The organism is Corynebacterium sp. TAE3-ERU12 (assembly GCF_019209905.1).
Taxonomy (GTDB): Bacteria; Actinomycetota; Actinomycetes; order Mycobacteriales; family Mycobacteriaceae; genus Corynebacterium.
The window spans coordinates 696,727-712,945 of record NZ_JAHUTM010000001.1; the positions used below are offsets into that span (position 1 = coordinate 696,727).

General features: G+C 61.5%; 12 protein-coding genes. All 12 read left to right on the plus strand.

Going from position 1 to position 16,219, the window contains the following annotated elements; all coding sequences use genetic code 11:
* Window positions 1-156 precede the first annotated feature (156 nt).
* The 12 genes from KRX51_RS03220 (at window position 157) to KRX51_RS03275 (ending at window position 16,217) form a co-directional block, all read left to right on the plus strand.
* Complete coding sequence (locus KRX51_RS03220) at window positions 157-525, plus strand: hypothetical protein (RefSeq protein WP_218361492.1); 369 nt, start codon at window positions 157-159, stop codon at window positions 523-525.
* A gap of 16 nt (window positions 526-541) precedes the next feature.
* A complete protein-coding gene (locus tag KRX51_RS03225) occupies window positions 542-1,153 on the plus strand; it encodes a hypothetical protein (RefSeq protein WP_218361493.1) in 612 nt (203 codons plus the stop codon).
* 86 nt (window positions 1,154-1,239) lie between these two features.
* Complete coding sequence (locus tag KRX51_RS03230) at window positions 1,240-1,605, plus strand: hypothetical protein (protein WP_218361494.1); 366 nt, start codon at window positions 1,240-1,242, stop codon at window positions 1,603-1,605.
* A 258-nt stretch (window positions 1,606-1,863) separates the two neighbouring features.
* Window positions 1,864-7,146 carry a tape measure protein gene (locus KRX51_RS03235; RefSeq protein ID WP_218361495.1) on the plus strand — a complete coding sequence of 1,761 codons (5,283 nt, stop codon included), beginning with the start codon at window positions 1,864-1,866 and terminating at the stop codon, window positions 7,144-7,146.
* A 210-nt stretch (window positions 7,147-7,356) separates the two neighbouring features.
* Window positions 7,357-8,331 (plus strand): hypothetical protein, encoded by a 975-nt coding sequence (locus KRX51_RS03240; RefSeq protein ID WP_218361496.1) that lies wholly within the window; start codon window positions 7,357-7,359, stop codon window positions 8,329-8,331.
* A 29-nt stretch (window positions 8,332-8,360) separates the two neighbouring features.
* Complete coding sequence (locus tag KRX51_RS03245) at window positions 8,361-10,016, plus strand: phage tail protein (protein WP_218361497.1); 1,656 nt, start codon at window positions 8,361-8,363, stop codon at window positions 10,014-10,016.
* Between the two features lie 10 nt (window positions 10,017-10,026).
* Window positions 10,027-10,281 carry a DUF2744 domain-containing protein gene (locus tag KRX51_RS03250; protein WP_218361498.1) on the plus strand — a complete coding sequence of 85 codons (255 nt, stop codon included), beginning with the start codon at window positions 10,027-10,029 and terminating at the stop codon, window positions 10,279-10,281.
* A gap of 49 nt (window positions 10,282-10,330) precedes the next feature.
* The gene (locus tag KRX51_RS03255; RefSeq protein WP_218361499.1) at window positions 10,331-11,143 is read left to right on the plus strand and encodes a hypothetical protein; all 813 of its coding nucleotides are present in this window, start codon (window positions 10,331-10,333) and stop codon (window positions 11,141-11,143) included.
* 2 nt (window positions 11,144-11,145) lie between these two features.
* Complete coding sequence (locus KRX51_RS03260) at window positions 11,146-12,903, plus strand: GDSL-type esterase/lipase family protein (RefSeq protein ID WP_218361500.1); 1,758 nt, start codon at window positions 11,146-11,148, stop codon at window positions 12,901-12,903.
* A complete protein-coding gene (locus tag KRX51_RS10270; protein ID WP_218361501.1) occupies window positions 12,904-14,322 on the plus strand; it encodes a hypothetical protein in 1,419 nt (472 codons plus the stop codon).
* Window positions 14,323-14,374: 52 nt separating this feature from the next.
* The gene (locus KRX51_RS03270; RefSeq protein WP_218361502.1) at window positions 14,375-15,805 is read left to right on the plus strand and encodes a glycoside hydrolase domain-containing protein; all 1,431 of its coding nucleotides are present in this window, start codon (window positions 14,375-14,377) and stop codon (window positions 15,803-15,805) included.
* A gap of 7 nt (window positions 15,806-15,812) precedes the next feature.
* On the plus strand, window positions 15,813-16,217 hold the full coding sequence (locus KRX51_RS03275) for a hypothetical protein (RefSeq protein ID WP_218361503.1): 405 nt from the start codon (window positions 15,813-15,815) through the stop codon (window positions 16,215-16,217).
* Window positions 16,218-16,219: the final 2 nt, after the last annotated feature.

Consider the following 16,219-nt stretch of genomic DNA (forward strand, 5'->3'; position numbering starts at 1 on the left):
AAACACTGCGCGGCTTTCGCGGCTCGTGCCGGCAAGGGGTACTCGTACGCAACGATGCAGGGTAAGACGCGGTTTCGCGGGATTGTGTTCCCGGGCACCTGGCGTGCCCGTCGTGACCAGGCTCAGAACAACACACTGTTGCGGGCAGGTGGCTAGATGCCAATTCCCGCAGCGCCAGCTGGGCAGCTCGTTGCTGTGCAGGCGCTCACTGAAGCCACCGGGGAACAGGTGAGCACCCGTCTGCCAGCGCAACCGGCTGAGAAATTCATCGTCGTGTCGCGGATCGGCGGCGGGGCATCGACGTTTGCCACATCTGACCCACGGTTCCTCATTGAGTGCTACGCATCCGATGAACTGTTGGCCGAAGAATTCGCCGAGCAGGTTCGCGCCGCATGGCGTGACCTACGCACCCATGACGTTGTCCGAGCTTATGACGACGACAACGTGGTTCGACAAGACGATCCGAATACCGATACCCGGTACCGATTCCAATTCACTGGCGGCCTGAAAATCCGCCTTCGATAGCCACAGGAGGCTAACCATGACCGTGAACGTTAAAAATGCTTTTATTGGTTCTCCGCCGATTGACGGTGGCGTGTTCTACCGCGCCCCACTGGGTACCCCGTTGCCGAAGAGTGCTACAGAGGAACTCGACGCGGCGTTTGAAGACCACGGTGCCGTCGGTGACGACGGTATTGCCGTCTCGAATGAGCGCAACACCTCGGACATTAAAATGTTCGGAGGCGGTACCTTCATCGACGTGCAGGAGTCGTACGACGAAACTATCGTTCTCACCTTGCTTGAGGACGATAATGACGCGGTGCTGAAGACTACCTTCGGTGACCATGCGGTGAAGAAGACCGAGGCCACCGCGGAGCACGGTGTACAGCGCACCGTCTATCACACTGAGCAGCAGCTGCCGTTGTCCTCGTTTGTCGTGAAGAGCGTCTACGGCGACAAGTCAAAGACTTATGTCGTAGAGCGTGGTCGCGTCGCGAATGTGTCGGAAATCAAGGACGTGCATAGCGACGTCACCCGGCATCAGATCACTATCAAGACGTTTAAGCCGGTGACTGATGAACTCAAGGGCGGTTACGTCCTCGAGCTTCGTGATGACGGTGAGGCCTCGTCCGACACTGTCGGCGACGAGTAACCCTCTCATCTGACAATCCGGCCACGCTATGTGGGTGCCTTACGCCCCATAGCGTGGCCGCACAACGTTATGGCCCAGGAGGCCCCTTGTACTCCACACGAATCATTCCCGCCGGTGTCCCTGAGACCCAAGTCACTATCGAATTCCCTGATGAATTCGGAATTGAAACGTTCCACCTGCCGCTGCTTTCGTTTATCGACCGGCCGACCATGTCCGGGATGCGGTCCTGGACTGACCGTGAGAACGAGAAGCGGTTGAAGGAGAAGAAGCCCACTGTAAGCCTTGATGAGCAGCTTGAATACCTGTTCAAAAAGCTCGTGGACAAAGACATAGCAAAAAATGTCCTTGCACGCCCTGAAGGCGAAGTGGTGCAGGTATGGCTGGCTTGGCAGAACTCCGATACGGACTTCGCTAAGACTCTGGGGGAATCCAAGGCCTCCTCCAATTCCTAGAACTGCCTGGCCTGGAGGGGGCTCTACGGTACGAGCTCATCAAAATTGGCCGCAGTCTGGACGAACTAGGGCCCGGACTGACGTGGCGGGATTTGTGGTTCCTCGTCGACCGCTGGAAACGCGACCCCGGAAACGCAGTCCGGGAAGCCCTAGTGCCGCTGGTGGAGGAGAGAAAACCAGAACGACCGAAATACACCGCGGCTCAGCTACGAGCTGCGGTGGCAGCGAGAACAAAATAGCTCTTTATAGGAGGTCTCCATGGCCGAGTTGTCCGCGTACTACGTCTCTATCGTGCCTGAGACCTCGAAAATCGCTCCCGGGGTAAAGAAGGCCTTGAGTGGAGTAGATAAGTCTGCTGAGTCCACAGGCAGGGGTATGGGCTCGAAGCTCGCCACGGGCATGAGCAGCGTGCTGAAGAAGTCTGCCATCGGAGCAGGTATTGCTGCCGGCGGTGCGCTTGGTGCTGGCCTGGCAAAGGGCCTCGGACGATTAAACAGCATCGAACAGGCGGAGGCGAAGCTCAAGGGGCTTGGCCATTCCGCGTCCGATGTCAGTGCCATCATGAAGAATGCTCTCGCGTCTGTAAAGGGCACGTCCTTTGGTCTCGAGGAAGCCGCATCGGCTGCAGCAGGTGCTGTTGCGTCTGGTGTGAAGCCCGGTAAGGACTTGGAACGCACCCTGAAAATCATGGGTGATACTGCCACGATAGCTGGAACCAACCTGAACGATATGAGCGTTATCTTCGGGTCTGTCATGGCCCGAGGAAAGCTCCAGGGCGACGACATGTTGCAGATCATGTCTCGCGGTGTACCGGTACTGCAGCTGCTCGGAGAAGAGTTGGGCAAGACCTCGCAGGAGGTCTCGGATATGGTCTCGAAGGGACAGATTGACTTCGAGACTTTCCAGTCCGCGATGGAACGCGGCATGTCCGGAGCAGCTCTGGCGGCCGGCGAGACGGTGTCCGGCGCGTTCAAAAATATGGGCGCTGCGGCCGGAAGGTTGGGCGCCACGCTAGCTGGACCATTTTTCGACCAAGCTGCAGGCGCTTTTGGCGGCATCACAAATGCACTAGACAGCATGAATGACGCTGCTGGACCGGTCATGGATGCCTTCAGCTCCCGGCTGGAGAAGGATATCGTCCCGGCGATGGGGCGCATGGCGGCCCAGGCAGGTGCGCTGTTCGAATCTTTCGCGAAGTCCGGCACGGTTGCCCGGACAGCGGATGTTTTCTCGGAGCTGGGTGCCGCAGCGGCTGGTTTAGGCCCGACGCTGGGAAACATCGCCTCCGCGCTAGGTGAGGCCAGCGCAGCTCTTGGTGTGAGCGGCTGGAACCTGTTCCTAACAGTCCTGGAAGGCGCGGGCGCGGCTGCGCAAGCGCTGACGCCGCCCCTTGAGTTGGTGTCAGACCTGATGGCCGACCACCCGGGACTGGTGGCGGCCGCTGTGGCTGCCTGGACTGGGTTCAAGACCGTCCCGGCACTACTGGACCGAGTCTCGCAAGCGACTGCTCCCCTGAAGGCCGCGGCAACTAATGCTGCTGAGCTGGGTTCGCAGTTCACGGCTTTTCGGCGTGCCCACCCAGAAGTTTCTCGCACGGCTGTCGCCGCGAAGTACCTCACAGATACAGCACCGGGATTCGTCAATCTGGGCAGTGCCACGAAGACTGCTGCTGGCGGGTTCAATCTGGTGAAGACAGGTGTGGGTGGACTGGTAGCTGCTATGGGTGGTCCGCTGACGGTTGGACTAGTTGCTGTAACGGCGCTCATCAGTTCGGAAAAGGCTGCTGTTGCTGCAGCGAAGGCCGCGCATGATCGCATGACGCAGGCGGTGCGTGAGGGTGCGGAAGCTCAAGAGGAGCTGCGGGGTGCGGTTGCTGGCACAACCGGTGCGCTTAGCGAAGAAGGCCTTGCTCTGGCGGCAAAGGTTGTCCGCGGTGAGATGGCGGGCTTTATAGAAGAGGGCTCTCGGTCTCTTAGCGTTATGGAGAACATGGAACAAGCTACGTTGGGGCTTGATCAGGCTCTGAGCCACGTCCCGGGGTTCTTCAACGAATCCGGGAAAGCCGCGGTTGAAGCCACGGAAAAGCAGAAGCGCTTGCATGAGTCGTATGAGGCGCTCGAGGGCGCCGCTGAGGACCTTGGTATCCCGATGGATAGCCTCAACGACATCGTCGCTAAGGGCGGTCCGGAGTTTGACCGGCTGATTGCACGCCTACGGAATTCCGGCGACGCAGGTAACCACGCCGCAGATGAGCTTGAAGCAGCACGTGCGAAGGTCGACGACATGGTTAAGGCGGCCCAGCGCCTTGACCCCGCGTTTGTTCAGGCATCTGACGCTGTCAACACCCTCGCCGAAGCAGGCTCCAGCGCAGAGGATAAGCTCTCTTCGCTCGAGACTGTGATGCAGGCTCTTGGTTTGGCCCCCAAGGATGCGGAGGTGGCCATGATGGACGCCGCCGAGGCTGTGGAGGAGCTTTCGGATAAAGCTGCTGGCGCGATTGATGAGAGCGCCGGGTTGGGTGACGCCATGTTCGATGCAGCAGGCAAGTTAGACCCCGCGAACGCGAACGCCCGTGCTCTATCCGATTCGTTGTCGGAGATGCGGTCAGAACTCGAGAATGTCGCTGTCAACGGTGGTGATACAGGCAAAATTTTCGAGCTCATGGGCCCGCAGCTCGAGGAACTGCAGTCTCAGTTCCATCTCACCGACGAGGAGATGGCCACGCTCATCAAGTCCTTTGGTCTGGTCCCGAAAACTATTGATACCCTGGTCAACCTCGATGGCGCAGATGAGACAACGCAACAGCTGGTGAAGGTGGCTGGAGCGCTGGACAATGTCCCGGAAGGCAAGTCCATCGAGGTCGATCCTCTCACTGAAGACGCTCTCGCACGGCTCAAGGACCTCGGCTATGAGGTCGAGGAATTGCCGGACGGAAACGTTAAGGTTACCGCCCAGGACGAGGAGGCTCGCGAAGATTTGCAGCAGCTGGCTTTGTTGGCTGCCGATTTGGGTGGGATGCCGATTAACCCGACGGTGTTTCTCGACGATACGCCGATGCGTATTTCGGCTTCGCAGGCTAAGGGTGTTCTCGATGCGCTGAACCTCGAGCATCCGTCGCCACAAGCGCAGCTAATTATCGACAAGCTGCTCGCAGGCAAAGAAGTATCCGTCGGCGAGTTGAACACACTAGCGGCGATGAGCCCTGAGCCACACGCAGACCTTGAGCACGGGTTGCTGGATGCTGGCGTAAATGTGTCGAAGATGCAGCTCAATGACCTTGATGTCCAGCACCCTGAGCCTGACGCCACGCTGAATAATCAGGGCATCAGGGACGGTGTTGTGGACTCCGAGAATTGGCTAAAGCGGTTGTTTAAATGGTCTGGGCAGCAGATCAACGTCGTGCTCGGTGTTAGCCGGTGGTTCTCTGACCACGGTAATCATGCCGCCGGCGGCCGAGTTGGAGAGTTTGCCGCCGGCGGCCGCTTGCCGGTCACCGGACCGGGCACGCACACCACCGACGGTATCCTCGGAGTGGATGGCCGCGGTATGCCCACCGCCCGTGTCGACCGTGGAGAGTGGGTCATCAACCGACGCTCGTCCCAGCGATACGATGCGCTGCTCGATGCGATTAATCGTGATGACCAGCGACTGCGGGACATGCTGCCCGCGTACGCCACTGGTGGCCGGGTGGAAGTGGTACAGCAGGGTAGCCGCGAAGCAATTGACCGAGCTCTCGATGAGGCCCGCGCCTCCGCCGGTGGTAGCTACGTGTGGGGCGGCACTGCCCGTCAAGCCGCTGATTGTTCGGGCTTTGTAGGCCGCCCTGCATGGGCAGCCCAAGGTAAAGACCCGGACCAGATGGGCCGTATGGGAACCACCCACACGATGCTGGCCGGACAGTGGCCCGGGTTTAAGCCCGGTAGCGACGGGCCGTTTGTAGTTGGCGTCAACCACGAGCATATGGCTGCCACCATCGACGGCGTCAGCGTCGAATCGGGTGGGGATGTGGGCGGGCCATCTGTTGGTAAGGGAGATGGTGCTTTCGACCCGCAGTTCACTCACCACTACACGCTGAACCCCGCGGCGATGGTTCCTCCGTTTGACCCATCACCGACAATCGAAAACGCTACCTACGGCAGTCCGGACTCCTCCTCTGAAACATCCGAGACGGAGGAAATCACCTACGGCTCTGCTGGCTCTACTGGTTCAACCTCGGAGGGGCCCACTCCGCAGCGGTGGTCTGACTGGGTCGGGGAGACCGTAGGAGAAGGCACGAAAGAGTGGATTAAGAACACCACCAGCTCGTACCTTGGTGATGCTCTCGATGTGTTTGGCCTGAGCGATGAAATGCCGTCGTACGCACGAGCGGGGTTCAAGCTCAAGTCTGCTGTCGAGGAACGTAACCGCCGGGCTGAGGAAGAACGGGAGCATGAGTCGTCCACCGCTGACTCCGTTGGTTCGAGCTCACATAGCGTTGCTACCCCCTCGATGTCATCTTCGCCTGCTGTCGGTGAGTATGACCCGGATGCCGGCGCTGAGCAGTGGCGACCTGTAGTACTTAACGCCCTGCAGCGCATGGGACTACCCGAGTCCGACGCGAACGTCACCATCCAACAGATCGATATCGAATCGGGTGGGGATCCGAACGCGCGCAACGATTCGGATATCAACGCTATGCGCGGTGACCCCTCTGTGGGGCTACTGCAGGTTATTGGTGCCACATTCAACGCCATGCGAAAGCAGTACCCAGAGGCTAACCGTGGCCTACCGAATGACCGCACCGACCCCTTGGCCAACATCGTTGCCGCACTTGGCTGGGTCGTATCCCGATACGGCGGACCTCAGGAAAAGTGGCCGACTACCGCTGGGTACGGCAATGGTGGGCAGGTTTCGCGTAGGCGCCGTGGCGGGAAAACTGCCAACGACGATGTTGCCGCGTGGTTGGCAGAGAACGAATTCGTCGTCAACGAAGACGGCGCTCAGGGCAACGAAGAGTTCCTCGACGCCTTGAACCGCTCAGGTGGTGATTTCCGATCTGCCCTGGAAGAAGCCGCCCCCGAAGCGGTACGGCAGGCCACACGGAACACCACCCGAGCAGCAATCACTGCCGGTGTAGGTGCTGCTTCGACTGGGCTAACCGCCCTTGGTGCCGCGGTGCCGACCATGTCGCCGTTCACAACGGCAGCCGGGGCTATGGCCAATGTTGGCGGCACGGCGTTGGCTGACGCGGGCTCCATGGTCGCAGCTGAACTGGCCGGACAGGTGACTGAGGCGGGTATCCGCATGGTGCACGCCGGTGAGGACACTATCCGGGCGACTGAGATTGATTTCGGCCCGAGCGTGTTGGGAATCGGAACCCCGGATGGTGTCAACCAGGCGGCGTACGCCGTCCGACAGCCCATGCAGCAGACGGCCCATATAGCGGCGAACCAAGCAGGACAGGAGGTTCATGTGCATTACCAAGTGATGAACATGGATGAGGCGATCCGTCGTGAGCGGGCTCGGGCAGCGCAGCACGCACAGATGCTGGCGGTGGGCTAAATGTCCTATGAATCGTCAGTCATCGAATGGTGCGGCGTCGACGGGTCTCGGTGGATAATCCATGGGCCCGGTGCTGGCTCACGTGGCGTGGCTCTTGGCCTGAAACCTGCTGGAATTTATGACAGTCCCCGTGAAACGACGTGGGCCGCAGGGGCGAACCAGGTGGGCGCGTCCATGCTGGGGTCCACACGGCCCCCGCGGGACGTAACGATGACCATCCACTGCCACGGGCATTCCTCTGCAGAAATTGAACAGATCGAGTCCTTGTGGCGCCGGTCGTGGGACTATGACCGTGATGGTGAACTCGTTGTCACCACACCGAATGGACAACGGCGTCTCTACCTGCGATTGATGAGTGAACCGCAGGTGGAGGTGTCCATCGACCCGCATGTAACGGGGTACACCCGGTTCGTCATGGTGGTGCGTGCTGGTGAGCCCGATTACGTCGGCACAGCGTTGACGGACACTTTCGTTTTCGATGGGCGAACCTACGCCGGCCATGTCACGGTATCTAACCCGGGGGACCTACCAATGTTCCTTCGGTGGTCACTGAAGGCTCCTGCGTCGTGGATTCTGCCTGACTGGTCGTGGACCAGGGACCCTGCCGATTGGCGTTCAGCGTATGCGGAGCGGCTTATCGCCCTACCATTCCAGCGGTGGCACCATGACCCTGCAAAGCGTCAGGATGCCCGCATCCATACCTCATTGATGGACCTGCAGGGTGTGGCCACCGATGGGCACCAATTCCAGGCTCGGTGGAATGGTCAGATGTTTGAGTTCCCGGTACCGCCGAACACCCCGCCAACGCAGATACCGGTGGCCGTGAACCCAATCCCGCACCTGCCCGAGATTCTGAGGGCCCTGAATATCCCGCCGTCAATTCCCGCCAAGGGCAGTTACGCCCTCGCCCAAGCGTTGACCGGTGTTCTCGGAAACATTCCGACCGACACGGTGCTGTCGTGGACTCCAGAAGAGTTGATTGAGCGAATCGACGAAGCCGCAGACCAGCTGACCGTCGACGATATGGACGAATGGCTCGGCGCTGTCAGGGATGCATTGAAACTCCCTTCCGCCGGTGAACTCATCACCACCGCCTACGGATCCGTGGCACAGATGGCCGGAGCCAGCGCGAAGGTGTACTGCGTACCTCTGTACTCACGACCGTGGGGGGTGGTGACTCCGTGATACCGGTAACTCTGCCTCCTCAGGCTCCGGTGACCCAGAACGACCAAGCCCTCAACGACGCCCACGATGACGTGTGGGTGCGGTGCCAGAAGCAGCTCTCCACAATGGACCAGCTCCGCCAACAGCCCTCGAAAATGCGGCTCTGGGATGGTGATTTCGAGCAATCATTCTGGCTGCAGGAACGCATCGAATCCGACCTGCCATTCGTAATGAACGAGGCCTCCACAGGCACCGTGACACTACGGGCGGATTCTCACGCCGCGCAGTGGGTACTCGACCGACACCACCGCCTACAAAACGTCTTCCTCACCGCAGACGTTCGAGGTATGCGGTGGTCCGGACAGCTCGATAGCTACGAACTGGAAAAAACCGACAAAGGCGAACGGCTACTAACCCTCAATTTTGAGCACGACCTCGGCCAGATTATGAACCTGCCATGCTGGCCGAACCCATTCGCCCCAGCCACTGGCCCCCAATTCCCGCACTATTTCACGCTCGCCGGGCCATCTCGATACATGCTCAAGTTGCTGCTATTCGTGAACCTATTCCGACTATCCGGCAACCTCTGGACCCTGCCCGATAACCCCCTCGACCCACGCACGTGGGCCCAAGGACTAGTGCCATCAGAATGGCCAGTAGTAGTACAACCCGATTCACTGGTCCTGGACGATTCACAGTGGTGCATCGTCGACACGCGCATGGACACCTGGTTCGCGGCCGCCGAGGAAATCCTCGCAGACGCAGGACTAATGGTCACTTGCCGACGATGGCTCGACGGGGACCCACCACCATGGCCCGGAGCCATCATGCGCACCGGCCAATTAGTGGTAGACATCATCGACAAATCCGGAGTCTTCGAGCAGACCAGCCACGGAGGAACTATCTTCGGCGGCCTGGCCCGCACGATTACCTCCCATGCCGACAACCTCGTCGACGAAATCGTCAACACCGTCGCCGACCCAATAGAACCCGCCGAATACTCGGTATCCCAATGGCTAGGTACATCCCCGACGCAACCCTGGGTCATTTACCGCGACGGCTACCCCTCGGGAGTACAAGCCGCGAAATACACCCGAGTGCAAGAAGGCCCCGTACAAATAACCGCCGGCGGCCACTCCGCGCCGGGCGTAAATGAGGCCCAGTCGCTAGCCATTCGGCTGGCCGGCAATGTCATGGGCTCAATTTTCCGCCTGGATACGTTGGGCGACATCATCGACGATGCCGTTGCCCCAATGTACGAGGACGTGTGGTTAGCGTTCGCTACTCATAAGTCGCTTCTTCGTATCGCACGGCAGGGCCATTTCCATAAGCAGGAAGCATTTGCTGACGATGTGGATAACGTGTTCACCCTATCGGGCGTGATTGCTTTTCGGAGAGCCTTTTGGCGCACTCGTGGCCACGACAATTTCGAGTTAAAGGTCGCCGACGGCGCACCGTATCTGATTGGTGCTCCAGGGCAAGGACATTTCGAGTTAGGCGACCGCATCGGGGCGACGATAAAAGGCCTCCCACCGGGACGGGTGCTGGTTGAGCAGGTTCACCAACTGGTGCTGCATGAATCCCGGGATGGTGTCGAGTGGGACATCAAGTGCGGTGACCCGCGGGCAACGGAGTCCCCGTGGGACCGGGGCTTACGGCATATACGCCGCCTAACACGGTCGATGCGTCGGCACAATCTCGCATAGGAGAAAAAGTATGTTTAGCGTCCCTGACCAGGATAAGTGTGACCCAGAGAGTCCTGATGAGCACCTGCTTTGGGCGTTAATGGGTCTGCCAGGCCCCGGTGCCACAGCGGTCATGCTGGTGCCTGAACCGGCCCTACGGCAGTGGTCAAAACACCTGTGGGAGTGCGGATTCCGGCACCACCCCGAGCTGCAGACGCGCCGGTATGAACCACCATCGGATCCGCTGTCCGGCGGTGGGGAGTGGGTTAACCATGACGTCGCCTAAGGGGGTTTCACCAGATAACGCTATTACAGGTGGTTCAGGACTGCGGGCGATGCAGTCCTCGACAGACGAACAGATTCGCAAACGCCTCCAAGACCAGGTACGGAAACCGTTGGAGAAAGCTCGCGAGGGTTTTCTCGACGGTTTTCTACCGGCTCTGGGTGATGCTCTGCGTGGCAACCCACCGGAGGGGTATTCCCCGATAGCTGCCGGTTTCCGTGATGGCCTGTCGTCATCGCTAGATGAGCTGGTGTTCGCCCCACTGGCGGAGGCATTCACAGGGTCCCCTGGTGAGCTGCCTGAAATCACATCGGCCATCGCAGACCAGCAATCCAAAACCCAAAAGCTCATCGATGAGCGTGGCCGGGGTTGCACGTATTCATCACGGAACATCGCCTACCGAGGGCGCGGGACCCACAGTGAGCGAGAGCGGATTCCGTTCACCGAACAGATCGGCCCACTGATTGGTGCAGCGATTGACCCGGCTGGAGGCGTAGTGATCCGCACGCCGGGGTCATGGCAAATCATCGCGAAGACCGGGGTGTCGGGCACGTCCGCGCCGGGCGGGAATTGGCAGCGCATGTGGATTGAGGTGTTTCGGGCTGACGGGTCACTGCTAGCGGAGTCATGGTCCACAGAGGTGATCGGCTCAGACCAGGGCACAAACATTGACGTGCTGCCTTTGGTGGTGTCGCCGGAGGACGCCGCCGAGGGTGTGACGGTGCGGGTGTACCAGGACGCGGGGCGCCATAGGTGGTTGCTGGGTGGTCATGGTTACACGTTGCTGCTGGTGCAGAAACAGTCTCGGTCTCGGGAGATGTCGACGGTGGATCCGGGGCACCCGGGCGATTGGACGGAGGAATAGGGATGACGGTTCTTACTGGGGATTTTCGGGATATTGCGGGGGAGGATGCGCGTGGCACCGTGACGTTGGTGTCTGCGGTTATTCGTCCTGCGGTTAATCAGCCGGGTGAGGTGGTGACTACGTCGCCGCATGTGTTGCCGCTGGTTGGGGGTGTGTTTACGAGTCCTGAGCTGGATCCTGGCCCGGTGTTGGTGCAGCTGTCGTGTCAGGGGGTGTGGCATGAGTGGCGGATTACGTTGCCGCAGGACGGCGCCCACTCACTGGCTGACTTGTTGGGTCAGGATGTGGATTGGGAGCCTGCGGTGGTGTCGCGGGTTGAGGCGGCGGCACGTGAGGTGCGGGAGGCGTTGGCGGCGGCTGAGGCTGCGGCGCAGCGTGCGGAGGCAGCGGCGGATTGCGCCGGGCCAGGTGGGTCGGGCGGGCCAGGCCCTGCAGGCCCACCTGGCCCTGAAGGCCCGCCCGGGCCGCCTGGCCCTGAAGGCCCGCCCGGGCCGCGTGGCCCCGAAGGTCCGATAGGTGAACCCGGACCGCCGGGTGCCCCCGGTGATGGTGTAGTAACTGCTGCTGTCGCGCCACATCACGTCCCGATGCTGACGGCGGCGCTACAAAAGGACCGTCCCGTCGGGATTCTTGTTGGGGCGTCCGGTGTTGCCGGTGTGGGTATCCCCGCGGGCGTTGACCGTGACCGGTTGAATCTGTGCGCGCGGTTGGAAATCATGTTGAATCGGTCATGTGGTTTGCGTGATGACCGTCGGCCCTTGAGCTTGCGGGGCGATTCCACGCTCATCACTGGCGGCTCGGTTCCTGGTGATGGTCAACTCCGCCGTGGCCTCGGGGCCGCCCCGACCGTGCTGCAGGATGGGCAGACGGCAACCCTGGAGAGTCCCGGCCCGTGTACAGGGTTCTGGATCGGGCTGGCTGAGGGCATCGGGATTGGTGACGTGACCGTGACGGTCGATGACGGGTCACCCGAGGCGGCCGAGTTGGCCACTGGCCAGGTTGACGTGCCTATCGGCTGGATGGAGGGCACGAAAAAGAGTGACCGCGGGTTCACGGGGCTGCATAAAATTGAGGGCCTGCCGCGCAAAAAGCACACCGTGAAAATCAAGGTAACCGGCGGCCTCGCCGGGATTGATTTCATCCATTGCCTGGACGATAACGAGGAGCGCGGCGCAATTCTGCTTAATGCTGGTTGGCCGGGGGCGACGCTGTTCGACCACGTGTACTACGAGGATATTCGGGGTCGCTTACTGTCGGTGCAGCCTGATTTTGTTGTGGTGTTCACCGGCGCTAACGATGAGACCCGCGGCACTGATGAGAAGAAATATCAGCAGGCCGTAAAGAATATCGTTCTGCACACGAAACATAGTGCCGGGCGTCCCTTGCCGGTGTTGTTTGTGTCGCAGCGAGCCGTGACACAGAACCCAGATTTCGACCGGTCAATCGTGACCCGTGCCCTCCAGGCGGCGGCGGATGATGACCCTAACCGGGTGGGCTATGCGTCGGGGGAGGATTTACTCGATGGTGATGTGGATCAACTCATCAAGTATGGGCTTGTCACCAATGATCGGGTGCATCCGACTGCCGCCGGTCATGGGGTCGCAGCTGAGGTGCTTGCTCAGGCGCTTGGTCTGTGGAACCGAGCAGCCCAGGTGGGCCGTACGCAGCCTGGGATGGTGACCGGGCAGGGTGTGACCCGGATTGTGGTTGGTGCCCCGCCGGACGACCCCGACCCGAGCACGCTGTACGTGGAGGTTTAGATGCGGTTATCCAACATTTCGGCAGCCCACCTGGGCGGCGCCCCGGTAAAAAACGTGTGGCTGGGGTCAACGCGCCTATGGCCTGCTGACACCATCAGCGTGGCGGAGCCATGGGAGCGGGGCTACGAGTTCGTGCGGTGGAAGTACGCTGACCGGGCTGTCGGCCCGGTCGCCCCACCCGCGAAGCCGTGGTCGCAGATCGTTACCGGCCTATCGTCACGTGAGCAGGCCTTTTGTGTCTGTCTCGCTGACGGGGGACTGGTCACTATCCGCGATGGGTCCCGTGAGGCGCTTGTTATCAGCCGCAGTGGGGCGACGGTTAGCGCCCGGTCGGTTGGCACGGCTGGCAGCACGGTTCGTGTTGATGCGGAGGTCAGCCGCCCGTGGTCGTGGGTTGAGGTGTTTACGACCCCTGATTGGCGCGGCTACCGCATCAATATCAGGCGCGTGGACGGCAGTTCGGTGAGTGGTGACAGTAACGGCGGCGCATTCAATCAGTCTGAAGAGGTGTTCCCTGAGGGCACGGCGTCGTTGACCATGTCAGGGAACGCATGCTTCCTGATGCTCGGTGAACATATCGGCCCCGATATGCGGCACTGGATTAGCACCCGCGAGATGTGGGAAACCCACACCACGGCAGGCCCGTGGAAGCGACACAGTATTGCTGGTGCAGTTGCGGAGGGCTGGTTGTACTCCGGTGCGCACGGCGGCGGTGGCGGCGGCGCGGGACGTTCCCGTGGCGGCCCGGGCGGCCAGGGCGGCGTATCGACCCTGGGGGCACTGTCGAGCGCTGACGGCACTGATTTCCCTGTGCCCGAGGGGTTTACCGGCACTATCCCCGGTTCCAGTGGTGGCGCAGGTGGTCACGGTGCCCCTGGAGCTGCTAGTACCCAGACCGCTGGTGGCCTCGGTGGGCACGGCGGCGGGGGCGGTGCAGGCGGCATCACCGGCGGCGCTGGTGGGCGCGGCGGTAACGGCGGCGATAGTGAGCACTCTGCGGGCGGATATGGCCACCATGGTGGCGCAGGCGGCGCCGGAGGGGTCACCGGTGGGGCAGGTGGCCCCGGCGGTGACGGCGGATCGAGTGCGAACGACCGCGGTGGAACCGGTGGTAGCGGCGGCAATGGTGGCCCAGGCCGGACTAGTGGAGGTGCCGGCGGCGACGGTGGCGCGGCTGGTGGAAGTGGTCAGGGATTCCCCGGGCGTCGTGGCGCGGCCGGTAAACGAGGCCCAACCGTTACCGACCTGCCCGAAGCATGCCCCACCGGTATCCATATCGACCGGATGCCCGCCTCAGCCGATCTCGTTGTCGGCAACGGGGGAGCAGGCGGCAAAGCCGCCCCCGGCGGAACCAACGGCCAACCCGGCACCCCAGGCGGCCTCATCGTCCACTACTACATTCCTGAACCAACTGAATAACCCACCACAACCCCGCCACCGAGCGGGGTTTACGCATATCTAGGAGAAAAACATGCAGACGGTCATTGATTACAGTGCCGGGGTTCCCCGCGCCGAGAAGGTGGCTTCCGCAGGGTTCGCCGGTGCGGTGCGGTATATCAGCCCGCCACGCGAGTCATGGATGCGCGGCAAGCCCATCGAGCCTGCGGAGCAACGCGACTACACCGGGCACGGACTGGCTACCGCGTTCGTGTGGCAGTTCGGCAAGGAGAAACACCCTGACGCGATGCGTGGTGCCCGCGGCGGCGAGCTGGACGCGAAAGCCGCCCAAGCACAGCTCGATAAGCTCGGGTGCAGCCGCCACCCGGTGTTCTTCGCCGTGGACTTCGACATCACCCTGAACCAATGGAACAAGGTGGCTGCGGACTATTTCCGCGCGGCCGGCAAGGTTCTCGGCCCTGAACGAGTCGGCATCTACGGCCACAGTCGCGTTATCGCCTGGGCTGCCCAGGACGGTGTCATTGCTGCCCTGGGTGGTGGCCGGCATCTCGCCTGGCAGACCGCGGCGTGGTCGCACGGTGAACGCGCCCCAGAGGCGGTCCTGTACCAGCGGCGCGGCACCGTGTCTGTGGACGGCGTCGAGTGTGACGTCAACGAGGTCCTGCACAGTTTCTGGGGCCAACATCCCGTGAAGGCCGTCCAGACTGCGGCCAAACTGGACCGGGGATGGGACGTTGACCTGTCGCACATGATCCCCTTTGGTCGCCCAACTCGGTTGCCGAAGCGCTTCATTGTCGTACACACCACCGAGAACGACCCGTGGACCTGCCGGTCCATCAACATCGTCAGGTACCAGCAGCGCAGCCAGTCCGGCTCATACCACCGCCTGGTCGATACCACCGGCGCCATCACCTTGGAAAACACCGACGATTGGCAGGTCTGGGCCACGGCCAACCGCGGCAATGACATTGCCCTGCACGTGTCGCTGTGCGCCCGCGCCGCCATGACCCGCGAGCAGTGGCTCCAACACCCCAAGATGCTGGAGGGCTGCGCCCGAGTCATCGCGTACTGGTGTCGCACCTACAACATCCCGTGCGAGAAGCGCAGCCAGGCCGAGTTCGGCCGCTATGTCCACGGTGTCGGTGGTCACCGAGACGCCCGAGCCTGGGGCACCACCGACCACACCGACCCCGGCCCCAATTTCCCATACGACATTGTCCTGGCCCGTGCCCGACAGCTCATGGACGAGGCCACCGGCGAGCAGGTCATCGCCGAGCCAGACATGCCCGAGCCCGAGCCGGACACCCCGGAGCTGCCCCCGTGCCCCGAGGGACACATCCGCAGCTTGGTTGACCCCAGGGTGGTTCTCACTCGTGACCAGGCAATTCAGGTGATCGACAAGACCCTGTTCGAGGTGCGCCACGCCGTGCAGCGACTCGCCGAGGCACAGGGCATTGACTACCAGGCAGACGTCCTGGACCCCATCAACAACCTCCGAAAGTAGGAACACCATGAACATTTCCAAGAACCAGATCCCCTGGATTACCCGTAAGTCCGTGTACCTGCTCACCGGCATAGCTGGCCTGGTGCTTGTGCTCACCGGCAAGGCAAGCCCTGAGCAGGCCGACTCTGCTATCAACGCCGATGCCATCTACACCGCCGTGTCAACTCTGGCCCTTGGTATGGCTGGTCTGCTCACCGGCGCGAACTCTGACGCCCGGGAGGTCGAGTCCCGTGAGGTGATCGAGAACCACATCCCCATGCCCACCCCTGAGGTCGATGCCGCAATTAATCGCGTGGAGGAGGCTGCTCGCCGCGTGGCCGAGATTGTCGGTGAGCCGATTGCCTCAGGCCATGACGGTCGAGCTATCGACCGGCTGGCTGCCGATGTGTCTGGTCGGCATCGGGCGGAGTGACG

Coding starts and splice junctions, on each gene's coding strand:
- KRX51_RS03220 (WP_218361492.1), top strand. CDS start 157: ATGCCAATTCCCGCAGCGCCAGCTGGGCAGCTCGTTGCTGTGCAGGCG.
- KRX51_RS03235 (WP_218361495.1), top strand. CDS start 1,864: ATGGCCGAGTTGTCCGCGTACTACGTCTCTATCGTGCCTGAGACCTCG.
- KRX51_RS03250 (WP_218361498.1), top strand. CDS start 10,027: ATGTTTAGCGTCCCTGACCAGGATAAGTGTGACCCAGAGAGTCCTGAT.
- KRX51_RS03270 (WP_218361502.1), top strand. CDS start 14,375: ATGCAGACGGTCATTGATTACAGTGCCGGGGTTCCCCGCGCCGAGAAG.
- KRX51_RS03260 (WP_218361500.1), top strand. CDS start 11,146: ATGACGGTTCTTACTGGGGATTTTCGGGATATTGCGGGGGAGGATGCG.
- KRX51_RS03240 (WP_218361496.1), top strand. CDS start 7,357: ATGACCATCCACTGCCACGGGCATTCCTCTGCAGAAATTGAACAGATC.
- KRX51_RS03255 (WP_218361499.1), top strand. CDS start 10,331: ATGCAGTCCTCGACAGACGAACAGATTCGCAAACGCCTCCAAGACCAG.
- KRX51_RS10270 (WP_218361501.1), top strand. CDS start 12,904: ATGCGGTTATCCAACATTTCGGCAGCCCACCTGGGCGGCGCCCCGGTA.
- KRX51_RS03275 (WP_218361503.1), top strand. CDS start 15,813: ATGAACATTTCCAAGAACCAGATCCCCTGGATTACCCGTAAGTCCGTG.
- KRX51_RS03225 (WP_218361493.1), top strand. CDS start 542: ATGACCGTGAACGTTAAAAATGCTTTTATTGGTTCTCCGCCGATTGAC.